Source organism: Stenotrophomonas sp. LGBM10, assembly GCF_046736075.1.
Classification (GTDB): domain Bacteria; phylum Pseudomonadota; class Gammaproteobacteria; order Xanthomonadales; family Xanthomonadaceae; genus Stenotrophomonas.
In genome coordinates this window covers 3,064,591-3,078,018 of record NZ_CP177163.1, presented here as the reverse complement: position 1 = coordinate 3,078,018, position 13,428 = coordinate 3,064,591, and the positions used below count along the sequence as shown (strand labels likewise).

General features: G+C 69.0%; 9 protein-coding genes and 1 riboswitch. Of the genes, 3 read left to right on the top strand and 6 right to left on the bottom strand.

The genetic code is table 11. The annotated features are described in order from the left end of the window. Positions 1 to 10 precede the first annotated feature (10 nt). Genes ACLB90_RS13180 through ACLB90_RS13165 form a run of 4 tightly spaced genes read right to left on the bottom strand, consistent with a single transcriptional unit; the run spans position 11 to position 4,077 of the window. Positions 11 to 454, bottom strand: coding sequence for a hypothetical protein (locus ACLB90_RS13180; RefSeq protein ID WP_411849922.1), 444 nt, complete (start codon positions 452 to 454; stop codon positions 11 to 13). Next, entirely contained in the window at positions 451 to 1,527 is a 1,077-nt protein-coding gene (locus tag ACLB90_RS13175; protein ID WP_411849921.1) for a metal-dependent hydrolase, read from the bottom strand. The genes ACLB90_RS13180 and ACLB90_RS13175 overlap by 4 nt, the downstream gene beginning before the upstream one ends. Positions 1,528 to 1,567: 40 nt before the next feature. Continuing rightward, a complete protein-coding gene (locus ACLB90_RS13170; RefSeq protein WP_411849920.1) occupies positions 1,568 to 2,371 on the bottom strand; it encodes a UDP-2,3-diacylglucosamine diphosphatase in 804 nt (267 codons plus the stop codon). Then, entirely contained in the window at positions 2,368 to 4,077 is a 1,710-nt protein-coding gene (locus ACLB90_RS13165; RefSeq protein WP_411852759.1) for a lysophospholipid acyltransferase family protein, read from the bottom strand. The genes ACLB90_RS13170 and ACLB90_RS13165 overlap by 4 nt, the downstream gene beginning before the upstream one ends. Positions 4,078 to 4,374: 297 nt before the next feature. Between ACLB90_RS13165 and metK the strand changes: the two genes are divergently transcribed. Together metK and ACLB90_RS13155 are read left to right on the top strand one after the other, a co-directional pair. Then, positions 4,375 to 5,586, top strand: a complete 1,212-nt coding sequence (gene metK, locus ACLB90_RS13160; protein WP_313242990.1) for a methionine adenosyltransferase — start codon at positions 4,375 to 4,377, stop codon at positions 5,584 to 5,586. 216 nt (positions 5,587 to 5,802) lie between these two features. Beyond that, complete coding sequence (locus ACLB90_RS13155; RefSeq protein WP_411849919.1) at positions 5,803 to 6,306, top strand: acyl-CoA thioesterase; 504 nt, start codon at positions 5,803 to 5,805, stop codon at positions 6,304 to 6,306. Positions 6,307 to 6,335: 29 nt separating this feature from the next. Here the strand turns inward: ACLB90_RS13155 and ppc are convergent, their stop codons facing one another. Both ppc and ACLB90_RS13145 read right to left on the bottom strand, forming a co-directional pair. Continuing rightward, positions 6,336 to 9,047, bottom strand: coding sequence for a phosphoenolpyruvate carboxylase (gene ppc, locus ACLB90_RS13150; protein WP_411849918.1), 2,712 nt, complete (start codon positions 9,045 to 9,047; stop codon positions 6,336 to 6,338). Between the two features lie 133 nt (positions 9,048 to 9,180). Then, the gene (locus ACLB90_RS13145; protein ID WP_411849917.1) at positions 9,181 to 11,706 is read right to left on the bottom strand and encodes a prolyl oligopeptidase family serine peptidase; all 2,526 of its coding nucleotides are present in this window, start codon (positions 11,704 to 11,706) and stop codon (positions 9,181 to 9,183) included. A 126-nt stretch (positions 11,707 to 11,832) separates the two neighbouring features. Further along, positions 11,833 to 11,920: riboswitch (S-adenosyl-L-homocysteine riboswitch) on the top strand. Between the two features lie 38 nt (positions 11,921 to 11,958). Here ACLB90_RS13145 and ahcY point away from each other — a divergent pair. Next, on the top strand, positions 11,959 to 13,404 hold the full coding sequence (gene ahcY / locus ACLB90_RS13140) for an adenosylhomocysteinase (protein ID WP_411849916.1): 1,446 nt from the start codon (positions 11,959 to 11,961) through the stop codon (positions 13,402 to 13,404). Positions 13,405 to 13,428: the final 24 nt, after the last annotated feature.

Here is a 13,428-nt window from a genome sequence, read left to right as displayed (position 1 = left end):
GCCGCCGCCGCTACGGATACAGCAGCCAGGCCACCACGCTCAGCACCACCACGCCCGCCAGCAGCGCCCAGATCGCCATGCCACCGCGATCGCCTGCCGCCACGGTGGTGCCCGCGCCCTGCAGCCGCGCGCCTTCGCGCGGGCGTGGCGTGGGCGTGCTGCCCACCTCCAGCGTCCCCGTGGCCCGGCGCTGGCTGCGCTCGGCCAGGGTGTGCTCCATGCGCTGGGCGCGCTCCGGATCCACCTTGCGCAGTTCCTCCAGCAGCACCTGCTGCTGGCGCCCGCGATCGGGCTGCGCCCTGGCCTTCTGCATGAGCTCGCGCAGCGGCACCGCCGGCGGCTCGGCCGAGGCGGCCGGGGTCAACTGAACCAGCAGCGCGCGATACTCCGGCGGCACATCGGCCAGCCGGGTGTAGCGCGTGCCGTTGATTTCCATGCTGAAACGCTCGCTCACGGTGCCTCCTGCCAGCCTGCCTTCGGGGCGATGACATCGGTTGCGGTCGGCGCGTGCCAGATGCGTTGCCACATCGCCGCGAACCGCCGCTCAACCATCGCCCTGCCCTGCTTCCCTTCATACGCCGGCCGCAGCTGTCGCGGCGTGATCGCCGCCCAGCCGTCGCCCTCGGCCCGCGCCACCGCGAAGGTGAAGGTGTAGTCCGGCTCCAGGCCCATGCGCAGGTCGCTGAGCTGCAGTTCGCCGTCCACCACCCGGGCGCGCATGAAGCCGCGGTTGAACCACTGCAGCCGCGCCACGGCCGGCAGCGCCGCCGCCTGGCGCAGCGCCTGCACGTTGGACGGATGCCCCTCGAAGGTCATCGGACCGCGGTCGGCGACCAGCGAGCGTTCGCCGATCACATAGCCGTTGGGGGTCATCGCCACCACCTGCCAGAGCAGCGTGTTGAACGGCATCGCCACCGAGAACCGCGGCGCGTCGGCCAGGCCCATCGCGGCCAGGGCGCGGTCGGCCTCGCGGTCGACCGTGTGCTTGGCCAGCAGCGACCAGCCCAGGTAACCGCTGCTGAGCACCAGCCCGGCCACCAGCGCCGTCTGCGCCAGTGGCCGCGCACGGGCGAACCAGGCCACCGCGCAGCCGATCAGCAGCCACACGGTGTAGCCGGGGTCGATGATGAAGACGCTGGACCACATCGTGGGCGGCGGCGTGAACGGCCACCACAGCTGGGTACCGTAGACGGTGAAGGCGTCCAGCAGCGGGTGCGTGATCAACGCCAGCTGGATGGCCCAGAACCAGCGCCCGGGCGCTGCGGCGACCCGTCCCTTGCCGAAGCGTTTGAAGCCCCACCAGATCAGCGCCGCCACCCACGGCAGCACCAGCAGCGAGTGGCTGACGCTGCGGTGCTCGGTCATCAGTGCCACCGGGTCGGCGGTGATCGCCGCCAGCAGCAGTGCATCCAGGTCCGGCAGGGTGCCCAGGGCGGCACCGGCAAGAAGGGCGGCACGGCGGTGGCCGGCCGGGGCGATGGCGGCGGCGACGGCGCCGCCCAGTACGATCTGGCTTAAGGAGTCCATCGCCCGATGCTAGCAGCCGGACACGCGCGACGCCGCGCGCTCACGCCGCCTTCGGCAACCGGGCTGCGCCGGCCAGCTCCACCAGCGTGCGCCCCTGGTGATCCAGCAACCGCAGGCTGCCGTCGGGGTCCTCGGCCAGCGCGGTCAGGCTTTCCACCCAGTCGCCATCGTTGGCGTACACCAGCCCGTCGCGCTCGACCAGCGCGGCACGGTGGATGTGCCCGCAGACGATGCCGTCCAGGCCACGCCGGCGCACGTCATCCAGCCCGGCCTGGACGAAGCGTTCGATATAGCGCTCGGCCGCGCTGCTGCGCTTCTTGAGGAACTCCGACAACGACCAGTAGCGCCGCCCCAGCCGCCGCCGCACGGCATTGAGCAGGTGGTTGCCGGTGAGGATGCGGTAGTACAGCCAGTCGCCGAACCGTTCCTGCAGACCGCCGAAATGGGTGATGCCATCGTAGTCGTCGCCGTGCACCACCAGCAGCCGGCGCCCATCGGCGGTGACGTGGATCGCGCGTCGGCGCACCTGCATGGCCGGCAGCATCAACCCGCACACACTGCGCAGCGATGCATCGTGGTTGCCGGGGATGTAGATGATCTCCGTGCCGGCGCCGCGCAGCGCGTGCAGGGCCTGGATCACCTCGCTGTGGGCGGGCCGCCAGCTCGCCCGCCGGTGCGCCATCCACCACAGGTCGATGATGTCGCCCACCAGGTACAGGCGCTCGCAGCGCAGCTCGGCCAGGAAGCGCGCCAGTTCGGTGGCGTGGCAATGGCGCGATCCCAGGTGCACGTCGGAGAGGAACACCGCGCGCCGGTACGGCGCCAGGCGCGTGACCGCGCTCATGCCGGCAGCCCCGTCTGGCGCAGGTAGCGTCTGCGCTTGTGCGGGCGGATCGCGTGCAGGTCCACTTCGATCAGGCCATCGATCGAATCGCTGAAGTCCGGATCGACGCCGAACGCCAGGAAGCGCGCGCCGCCGGGTTCGGCCAGCTCGGTGTACTGGCGGTAGAGGGTTGGCACGCCGGTGCCGAGGGCGGCCAGGTTGGCCTTGAGCACGTCGAACGCGGCCGTCGCATCCAGGTCGCCGAAACAGGGCGGCGCGGCGAAGTACTGGAAGGGCCGGTTGGACGCCACCAGCCCCGCCTCGCCGCCGAAGTAGCGCTGGTAGTACGCCACCAGCTGCTCGCGGGCATCCTGCGGCAGCGCGGCGCTGATCGAGACCGCGCCGAACAGGTAGCGGATGCCGGGCCGGCGCTGCAGGTACGCGCCGATGCCCTGCCACAGGTAGTCCAGGCTGCGGCTGCCCCAGTAGTCGGGCACCACGAAGCTGCGGCCCAGTTCGAGTCCCTCGGCGATGCGCGGGATGGCGTCGTCCGAGTAGCGGAACAGGGCGGCGCTGTAGAGCCCGGCCAGGCCCCGCTGCGCGAGGGCCTGGGCGCCGCGCATGATCCGGTAGGCCCCGGCGATGCGCTGGGCCGCGCCGTCCCAGATCACGATGTGCTGGTAGGACGGGTCGAAGTCGTCCAGGTCGCTGCTGCGGCCGGTGCCTTCGCCGACCCGGCGGAACGTCAGCTCGCGAAGACGTCCCAGCTCCTGCAGCAGCGGACAGTCGGCGCTGCACTGGACCAGCAGGATCTGCTTGCCATCGGCGGTCTGCCCAAGCACCTCGGCGGCGGCGATCGCGGCGGCAACCCGGGCAGGCGCTACCGGCGCGGCGAGCGGCTCAGGCCCGGCAGCGACGGGCGGCGCGGCTGCGGCCTGCCGCCCCAGTGCATACAGCGCACGCCGCACCGCCAGCAGTTCGCCCCGGGCGTCGCCCTGCCCCAGCTGCATCGGCGTGCCGATGCGCAGGCGCAGCGGCCGGCCCCGATGGGCGAACATCTCACGGGCCAGCAGCAGGGTGGCGGCCGGCTTGAACACGCTGGACACGCCGTAGAACAGCGCCGAATTGCGCGCTTCCACCCGCACCGGCAGCACCGGCGCGGCCGCGTCCCGGGCGAAGCGCACGAAGCCGCGCTGCCAGCGCCCATCGCGGATGCCGCGCAGTGACAGCCGCGACACTTCCCCGGCCGGAAACACGATCACGCACTGGCCCGCCGCCAATGCCTGCCCCACCGCCTGCACACTTGGTCGCTTCGCCGTGCCACCAAGGATGCGGACCGGCAGCAGCAGGTCCTGCAGGGGCTCGATGGCAGCCAGCAGATCGTTGGCCACGATCCGTACGTCGTGCCGGATGCGCCCGACCGCGTCCAGCAGGGCCAGCGCGTCCAGCGCACCGGAGGGGTGGTTGGCCACGATCAGCAGCGGGCCGGTGGCGGGAATTCGCGCGAGCTCGACGTCCTCGACCCGATAGCGGCCGCCCAGGAAGTCCAGGCCGGCACTGACGAAGCCGAAACCGCGCAGGCCGGCGCTGCGCTGCAGGAACGCCTCGATCCGGTCCAACTGGGACCAGCGCCCCACGCTGCGCAGCAGCGGCCTGGCCAGACGGGCCCGAGGGCCGTGGAACCACTGTGGATACCGCTCCTGGAGGCGCTGCTCGAACTGCTGCATGGCGTGCTCACTCATGCCCGGCGGCCGGATTGGCCGAGAGCGTGGCCCGCAACGAAGGCAGCGTGATGGCGGTTTGGCGGCAGATCGATGACGGCCGGCCCGTGCAGGACCGTGGATTTGTCACGCTGGTGGAACACTGGGCGGTGACGCTGGGCCCCAATGGCGTCACAGCGGGCCCTGCGACGGGCACACCGGCTTAACCTCGGGCAACTCCGGCTGGCGCACAATGCATCAGCGCGACTTGCCGTGTATCATTCGCGCCCATCTTTCCATCCGAATCAAAGGATATTACGCCTGATGTCCAGCTACCTGTTCACCTCCGAATCGGTCTCCGAAGGCCATCCGGACAAGATTGCCGACCAGATCTCCGATGCGGTGCTGGACGCGATCCTGACCCAGGACAAGCGCGCCCGCGTGGCGTGCGAGACGATGGTCAAGACCGGCGTGGCGATCGTGGCCGGTGAAATCACCACCAGCGCCTGGATCGATCTGGAAGCCCTGACCCGCAAGGTGATCCTGGACATCGGCTACGACAGCTCCGACGTCGGCTTCGACGGCGCCACCTGTGGCGTGCTGAACCTGATCGGCAAGCAGTCCCCGCACATCGCGCAGGGCGTGGATCGCAAGAAGCCCGAAGAAATGGGCGCCGGCGACCAGGGCCTGATGTTCGGCTATGCCACCAACGAAACCGACAGCTACATGCCGGCCGCGATCCACCTGTCGCACCGTCTGGTCGAGCAGCAGGCCAAGGTCCGCAAGAAGAAGAACTCGCCGCTGTCCTGGCTGCGTCCGGACGCCAAGAGCCAGGTCACCCTGCGCTATGAAAACGGCGTGGTCTCGGCCATCGACGCGGTTGTCCTGTCGACCCAGCACGCCCCGGGCATCAAGCAGAAGGACCTGATCGAGGCCGTCCGCGAAGAGATCATCAAGCCGGTGCTGCCGGCCAAGTGGCTGCACAAGGGCACCAAGTTCCACATCAACCCGACCGGCAAGTTCGAGATCGGCGGCCCGGTGGGCGACTGCGGCCTGACCGGCCGCAAGATCATCGTCGACACCTACGGCGGCTGGGCCCGTCACGGTGGTGGCGCCTTCTCGGGCAAGGATCCGTCCAAGGTTGACCGTTCGGCCGCCTACGCTGCCCGCTATGTCGCCAAGAACGTCGTGGCTGCCGGCCTGGCCGACCGTTGCGAAGTGCAGGTCTCCTACGCCATCGGCGTGGCCGAGCCGACCTCGATCTCGGTCACCACCTTCGGCACCGGCAAGATCAGTGACGACAAGATCGAGAAGCTGATCCGCAAGCACTTCGATCTGCGCCCGTACGGCATCATCAAGATGCTGGACCTGATCCACCCGATGTACCAGCAGACCGCCGCCTACGGCCACTTCGGCCGCAAGCCGAAGGAATTCAGCTACACCGACGGTGCCGGTGAGCTGGTCAACGCGACCGCCTTCTCCTGGGAGAAGACCGATCGCGCCGCCGCCCTGCGCGCGGATGCGAAGCTGAAATAAGACGAAGGGCCGCGAAAGCGGCCCTTCTCTTTAGCGGTAGAGCCGACCGTTGGTCGGCCGCCGTTGACGGGTAGAGCCGACCGTTGGTCGGCTGGCCGCGCGCAGCGCGGCAATGATCGAAAAGCCGGTGGGCCGCGAAAGCGGCCCATCGTCGTTTCAGCCTGCCGGCCAGCGGCCGGCACTACCGAGCCTGCCATCGCCGGCTACAATCGGCCGATGACCGCCGAATTCAAATCCAACCAGCTGTCGATGACCGTGCTGATGTCCCCGGAGATGGCCAACTTCTCCGGCAAGGTCCACGGTGGCGCGGTGCTGCGCCTGCTCGACCAGGTCGCCTACGCCTGCGCCAGCCGCTATGCCGGCCGCTACGTGGTGACCCTGTCGGTGGACCAGGTGATGTTCCGCCAGCCGATCGCGGTGGGCGAGCTGGTCACCTTCCTGGCCTCGGTGAACTACACCGGCACCTCCTCGATGGAGATCGGGGTGAAAGTGGTGGCCGAAGACATCCTCAAGCGCAGCGTGCGCCACGCCAACAGCTGCTTCTTCACGATGGTCGCGGTGGACGACGAGGGCAAGCCGACCCCGGTGCCGCCGCTGCAGCTGGAAACCAGCGACGAGCGCCGACGGCACGCGGCCGCGCTGATCCGCCGCCAGCTTCGCGAGGAGATGGAACAGCGCCACCTGGAACTGCTGGCGTCCAACCCGCCCAGCGATTCGTAGCGCCGGCCAGCGGCCGGCGCCACCCTCCCTTACCCGGTGTTCTGCACGCCCTGCGACACGCCGTTGACGCACGCCACCAATGCGCGCAGCACGTCGTCATCGTCACCGCCGCTGTCACGCCAGCGCCGCAGCAGGTCCACCTGCAGCACGCTGATGGGATCAACGTAGGGGTTGCGCAGGCGGATCGACAGCGCCAGGCGCTGGTCGTGCTGCAGCAGTTCGTCCTGCCCGGTCAGCGCCAGGATCAGCGACCCGGTCAGCGCCAGCTCGCGCTGGATCTGCGGGAAGAACACCCCGTGCAGGGGGCCGGACAACCGCGAGAACTGCTCGGCGATGGTGATGTCGCCCTTGGACAGCACCATCGCGATGTCGTCCAGGAAGGTACTGAAGAACGGCCAGTCACGCGCCATCTCCTGCAGCGTGGCCTCGTGCCCGGCATCGATCGCCGCCTGCAGGCCACTGCCCACGCCATACCACCCCGGAATCACCGCCCGCGCCTGGCTCCACGCGAACACCCACGGGATCGCACGCAGGTTGGACAGCGCGGCGTCCTCGCCCAGCCGCCGCGACGGGCGCGAGCCCAGCGTCATCCGTTCGATCACATCGATCGGCGTGGCCTGGCGGAAGTACTGCATGAAATTCTTCTGGCCAACGAAGGCGCGGTAGGCGTCGGCACTCCTGGCCGCCACCAGGTCCATCACCGGCCGCCACTGCGCCTCGCGCGGTTCCGGCGCGCGCGGGCGCAGGCTGGACCGCAGCACCGCGCCAGTGGACTGCTCCAGCGAACGCAGCGCCAGCGCGCGGATGCCGTACTTGCGATGGATCACTTCGCCCTGCTCGGTCACCCGCAGGCGGCCGTCGATGCTGCCGCGCGGCGAGGCGTCCACCGCGTGGGTGGTCTTGCCGCCGCCGCGGCTGATCGACCCGCCGCGGCCGTGGAAGAAGGTCAGCCGGATGCCGCTGTCGGCCGCCACCTCCAGCAGTTCCACCTGCGCACGCTGCAGCCCCCAGCGCGAGGCGGCGATGCCGCCGTCCTTGCCGCTGTCGGAGTAGCCCAGCATCACCATCTGCACATCGCCGCGGGCGGTCAGGTGCGCGCGGTACACCGGGTCGAGCAGCAGGTCGCGCAGAGTATCGGTGCCGCGCTTGAGATCATCGACCGTTTCAAACAACGGCGCGATGTCGAGCGGTACCGCCCCGGCGTCATCCACCAGACCACCACGCCGCGCCAGCGCCAGTACTGCCAACACATCGCTGCGGTCGTGCGCCATCGAGATGATGTAGCTGCCCAGCGCATCGGTACCGTGGCGATGGCGTGCGTCGGCCAACGCGGCGAACACCGCGTCCAGGCGCGCGCCGCCGTCGTCGGTGCTGGCCGGCAGCGCCTGCTCACCGCTGGCGAACGGCGCCAGCCGCGCCGCACGGGCTACCGCGTCGGCGGCGTCCCAGGCCTCCTGCCCATCCAGCACGCTGGCCAGCGCGCGGCCATGCACGCTCGATTCCTGGCGCACATCCAGCCGCGCCAGATGGAAGCCGAAGGTGCGCACGCGCCACAGCAGGCGGCGCACCGCGAAGCCGCCGGCATGGTCGCCCTTGTTCGCGTGCAGGCTGTCCAGGATCAGCGTGAGGTCGTCTTCCAGCGCCTGCGGTGAGGCATACGCACCTGTGGCGTCATCGAGGGTGGCCTGCACGCGGGCGCGCATGCGGTCATTGAGCAGGCGATAGGGCATGTCGGCATGGCGCGGACGCGAGGTGACCTGCGGCAGCAGTTCCCGGTAATGCGCCACCCGTGCCTGCAGCGCATCGCTGACCGCCACCCGTTCGGTGGACTGGCTGAGCAGGCTGGCCAACTGCAGCAGGTCTTTCTGATAGCGCCCCAGCACCGCCTGGCGCTGCGCATCGAGCGTGGCGCGGATGGTGCCGGCGTCCACGTTCGGGTTGCCATCCATGTCGCCGCCCACCCAGGTGCCGAAACGCAGCAGGCGGGGCAGCGGCAGATCCTCGCCGTAGGTATCCAGCAGCGCCTGCTGCAGCGATTCGTACAGCACCGGAATCACCCGGTACAGCACCTGCACCAGATAGAACCCGACGTGTTCGCGTTCGTCCTCCACGGTCGGGCGTACCGGCGAGGAATCGGTGGTCTGCCACGAGGCGGTCAGCGCCATGCGGAAGCGCGCGGCATCGGCGGCCGCTTCGCCCGGTGTGCGTTGGCCATCCAGGTTGTCGACCAGGCTGGCGACCATCAGCTGCTCTTTTTCCAGCAGCGCGCGGCGAACCGCTTCGGTGGGATGCGCGGTGAACACCGGCTCGATGTCGATGCGTGGCAGCCAGTCCGCCAGCTCGGCCAGGGTCACGCCCTGCGCCTTGAGTTTCTGCAGTGCGTCCTGCAGGCCATCCGGCTGCGGCGCGGCGGTGCCGGCGCGCTGGTAGTCGCGACGGCGGCGGATGCGGTGCACGCGCTCGGCGATGTTGACCACCTGGAAGTACGTGCTGAACGCACGCACCATCGCTTCGGCGCGCTCCGGCGGCAGGCCGGTGAGCGCATCGTTGAGGTCGGACAGGGGGGCGTCGCTTTCGCGTCGGGCGATGGCGCGCGTGCGCACCTGTTCCACGTCCTCGAAAAACTGCGTGGATACCTGCTCGGCAAGCAGGTCGCCGACCAGTGCGCCAAGCCGGCGTACGTCATCGCGCAGGGGAATATCGGGAGTGGCAAATACGATGCTGCTGCGGTACTCGTTCATCTGCGACGCACTGGCCTCGGGAACGGAATCCGATCCAGCCTACCGCAGAACAATGGTTTCATCTGGTAGTGCCGGCCAGCGGCCGGCACTACCAGTCATCGTCTGTTTCGCCAAACGGCTGTTGCCTGTGGCGTCAGCGCTTCTTCTTGATCGGCTTGCCCGGACCGACCGTCTTCTCCAGCCAGCGCTCGCTCTCGGCCAGCATGGTCATGATCGATTCGCGCGCGCGGTAGGCGTGCGATTCGTTCGGCAGCATCACCAGCCGTGCGTCGCCGCCCAGGCCCTTCACCGCAGCGAACATGCGCTCGCTCTGGATCGGGAACGTACCGGAGTTGTTGTCGTCCACACCGTGGATGAAGAGGATCGGGTCCTTGATCCTGTCGGCGTAGTTGAACGGCGACATCTTCTGGTAGACATCCTGCGCCTGCCAGTAGTTGCGCTCCTCGGCCTGGAAACCGAACGGGGTCAGCGTGCGGTTGTACGCGCCGCTGCGTGCGATGCCGGCCTTGAACAGCCGCGTATGCGCGAGCAGGTTGGCGGTCATGAACGCACCGTAGGAGTGGCCACCAATGGCGATGTGGTCGCGATCGGTCACGCCACGGCGCACCACTTCATCCACCGCCGCTTCGGCGTTGGCGATCAGCTGCGGCAGGTAGGTGTCGTTGGGTTCCTTGTCGCCTTCGCCGATGATCGGCATCGACGGGCTGACCAGCACCGCGTAGCCCTTGGCCAGGAACGCCTGCGGGCCCCAATAGCTGATCGCGTTGAAACGATACGGCGAATCGGTGACCTGGCTGGCGGCCGCGGCGGTCTTGAACTCACCCGGGTAGGCCCACATCAGCAGCGGCAGCGGGCCGTCCTTCTTCGCGTTGTAGCCGGGCGGCAGCATCAGCGTCGCGGTGAGGTCCACGCCATCGTTGCGCTTGTAGCGGATCTGCTCCTTGCTCACCCCACGCAGCTGCGGCAGCGGGTGCTGGAAGCGGGTCAGCGCACGCGGGGCGGCGCCGGCGTCGGACAGCGACTGCACGTAGAAGTTGGCCGGCTCATCGGGCGATTCGCGGGTCAGCAGCAGCGAGGTGCCTTCCTGGTCGAGCAGCGCCTGCGGCACCGCATAGGACGGTGCCTGCGAGTGGAACAGGCGGGTGGTCTGCCGGCTCTCCAGGTCGAAACGGTCGACGAACGGGCGGTCGCCTTCCGGCGATGCGCCCTGACCCACCAGGAAGATGCTGCGGCCGTCGGCGCTGACCTGCAGGCGCGCGCGCCCGTTGACGTCGCGCACCAGCGCCGGGCGACCCGGATCGTTGTAGCGGTCCTGCGAGGAACGCGCCGACAGCAGCTCCGGCGCCTTGTCCGGCTGATCCGGCGCGATCCGCCACTGCTTGACCTCGCGGCTCTTCCACCACGATTCGTTGAGCAGCGCCAGGTCGCCACGGCCCCACTGGATGCCGGCATAGCGGCTGCCCAGCTGCGCCACGGTGACCGGCGGCTTGTCGAACGGGGCCGCCTGCATCAGCACCGCATCGCGCACCTTGGCCTCGCGGGCGGGATCGCCGCCATCCTGGGCTTCGGCCCAGACCAGCGTCGCCGGCGCATCGGCGCGCCAGCCGATGCTGCGTACGCCGGTCGGCACGGCATCGTTGCCGGTCGGCAGGCCTTCCACCAGCGGCAGCGTGCTGACGGTGTGTTCCAGCGTGCCGTTCACGGCCGACAGCACTTCGATGCGGCGCGCGAAATCGTCCGCCGGCACCAGGTAGGAATACGGGCGCAGGACGCGTTCGGCGAGCAGGTAGCGCCCGTCCGGCGACACGCTCACATCCAGATACACCCCGCCGGTGGACAGCGGCGCGGTCTCGCCGTTGAGCGCCACGCGGGCCGGCTGCGCGCTGGCGTAGTAGTCGAACAGGCGGGCATCGGCCTCGTTCTTCAGCAGGTCCTGGTAGGTGCGGATCGAGCGCACGCCGGCATCGGCGTCGGTCTGCTGGATCGCCGGACCGGTCGGAATGCCGCCGGCGGCCGGCGCCGGGCCCTGGCCCTTGAGCTGCTGCATGACCAGCAGGCCGCGGCTGTCGGGCAGCCAGCTGTAACCGTCGTCCATCACCGTGTTGAGGTCGGCGAGCAGGCGGCGCGCCGACCCGGCGGCGACATCGACGATCCACAGTTCATTGGCGCCGGTGGCGGCATGCACCTGATTGAACGCCAGGTACTTCTGGTCCGGCGACCACGCCAGCGTGGCGATCGACAACGGCTGCGGCAGGCCGCTGATCTGGCGCTCCCGGCCGTCGGCCACGTTCAGCAGCCACAGCTTGTCGCCGAAGCTGAAGCGGCTCGACGAATGCGTGGCCGGGTTGATGCGCAGGCCGGCCAGCTTCAGTTCCGGCTGGGCGACATCGCTGATCGAGGGCAGCGGCGGGGTCTGCAGCAGCGCGGCGATGTCGCGCCGCGGCGACAGGTTGATGGTCGGCGCACGCGGCGCATCCACCACCGCCTGCAGGGCGGCCGAGGGCAGCTCGTAGCCCTGCACGCCCGGGGCGGTGGCCACCTGCTGGGTGCGGGCCTGGGCGGCCGGTGCGGCCAGGCCCATCGGGGCCACTGCAAGCAGCGCCATGCCCACGATCAGGCTGCCCCAGCGCGCGCGGCGCTGGCGATCATTGCGTGTCATCTTCGATCCCTATGTTGGTGCAAACCTTGGACCTTAACAGCCGCACGCCAATCGCCCCCCTGCCGATGGTTGGGGGCCGTGACCGATTCATGCCGGCCGCCCCTGCCGCGATATAATGGGCGACCCTCCACCGAGGGGCGCTGCGACCGTTCCGGACCCTGTCCGGCCGGCCAGGCTCGGTGGCCAGGATTGGTTCCAACGGCGCCCGGCGAATGCGAGTCCCCTCGGACCCGCAACTACCGGAGCTTATGAATGAACGCTGTTGCCAAGACCTTCTCGACCGAAGGTGATTACAAGGTCGCCGATATCTCGCTGGCCGATTGGGGCCGCAAGGAACTGGATATCGCCGAGCACGAAATGCCGGGCCTGATGTCGATCCGCCGCAAGCACGCCACCACCCTGCCGCTGAAGGGCGTGCGCGTGACCGGCTCGCTGCACATGACCATCCAGACCGCGGTGCTGATCGAGACCCTGAAGGACATCGGCGCCGACGTGCGCTGGGCCTCGTGCAACATCTTCTCCACCCAGGACCACGCCGCTGCGGCGATCGCCAAGTCCGGCACCCCGGTGTTCGCCTGGAAGGGCGAGTCGCTGGAAGAGTACTGGGACTGCACCCTGGACGCGCTGACCTTCACCCTGCCCGACGGCACCCTGACCGGCCCGGAGCTGGTGGTGGACGACGGCGGCGACGTCACCCTGCTGATCCACAAGGGGTTTGAACTCGAAAACGGCAGCACCTGGGTCGATGAAAAGGCCGCCTCGCACGAAGAACAGGTCATCAAGAACCTGCTCAAGCGCGTGGCCAAGGAGCGTCCGGGTTACTGGGGCCGCGTGGTCAAGGACTGGAAGGGCGTCTCCGAAGAGACCACCACCGGCGTGCACCGCCTGTACCAGCTGGCCCAGGCCGGCACCCTGCTGATCCCGGCGATCAACGTCAACGACTCGGTCACCAAGAGCAAGTTCGACAACCTGTACGGCTGCCGCGAGTCGCTGGCCGACGGCCTCAAGCGCGCGATGGACGTGATGCTGGCCGGCAAGGTCGCCGTGGTCTGCGGCTACGGTGACGTGGGCAAGGGCTGTGCCGCCTCGCTGCGCGCCTACGGCGCCCGCGTGGTGGTCACCGAGATCGATCCGATCTGCGCCCTGCAGGCCGCGATGGAAGGCTTCGAGGTCAACACCATCGAATCCACCCTGGGCCGTGCCGACCTGTACGTCACCACCACCGGCAACAAGGACATCATCCGCATCGAGCACCTGAGCGCGATGAAGGACCAGGCCATCGTCTGCAACATCGGCCACTTCGACAACGAGATCCAGGTCGATGCGCTGGTCAGCTACCCGGGCGTGCAGCAGATCAACATCAAGCCGCAGGTGGACAAGTACGTGTTCCCGAACGGCAACGCGATCTTCCTGCTGGCCGAAGGCCGCCTGGTGAACCTGGGCTGCGCCACCGGCCACCCGAGCTTCGTGATGTCCAACTCGTTCGCCAACCAGACCCTCGCCCAGATCGACCTGTGGGCGAACAAGGACAGCTACGAGAACAAGGTGTACCTGCTGCCCAAGCACCTGGACGAAGAAGTGGCCCGCCTGCACCTGGAGAAGATCGGCGTGAAGCTGACCACCCTCACCCAGGAACAGGCCGACTACATCGGCGTGCCGGTGGAAGGTCCGTTCAAGCCGGATCATTACCGCTACTGATCGGCCTGCCGGTCCAGTTGCGTT

What these genes read in the sequence shown, in the direction of transcription:
- ppc (WP_411849918.1), bottom strand. Translation starts at nt 9,047, where the DNA reads ATGAACGAGTACCGCAGCAGCATCGTATTTGCCACTCCCGATATTCCC.
- metK (WP_313242990.1), top strand. Translation starts at nt 4,375, where the DNA reads ATGTCCAGCTACCTGTTCACCTCCGAATCGGTCTCCGAAGGCCATCCG.
- ACLB90_RS13165 (WP_411852759.1), bottom strand. Translation starts at nt 4,077, where the DNA reads ATGCAGCAGTTCGAGCAGCGCCTCCAGGAGCGGTATCCACAGTGGTTC.
- ACLB90_RS13155 (WP_411849919.1), top strand. Translation starts at nt 5,803, where the DNA reads ATGACCGCCGAATTCAAATCCAACCAGCTGTCGATGACCGTGCTGATG.
- ACLB90_RS13170 (WP_411849920.1), bottom strand. Translation starts at nt 2,371, where the DNA reads ATGAGCGCGGTCACGCGCCTGGCGCCGTACCGGCGCGCGGTGTTCCTC.
- ACLB90_RS13145 (WP_411849917.1), bottom strand. Translation starts at nt 11,706, where the DNA reads ATGACACGCAATGATCGCCAGCGCCGCGCGCGCTGGGGCAGCCTGATC.
- ahcY (WP_411849916.1), top strand. Translation starts at nt 11,959, where the DNA reads ATGAACGCTGTTGCCAAGACCTTCTCGACCGAAGGTGATTACAAGGTC.
- ACLB90_RS13175 (WP_411849921.1), bottom strand. Translation starts at nt 1,527, where the DNA reads ATGGACTCCTTAAGCCAGATCGTACTGGGCGGCGCCGTCGCCGCCGCC.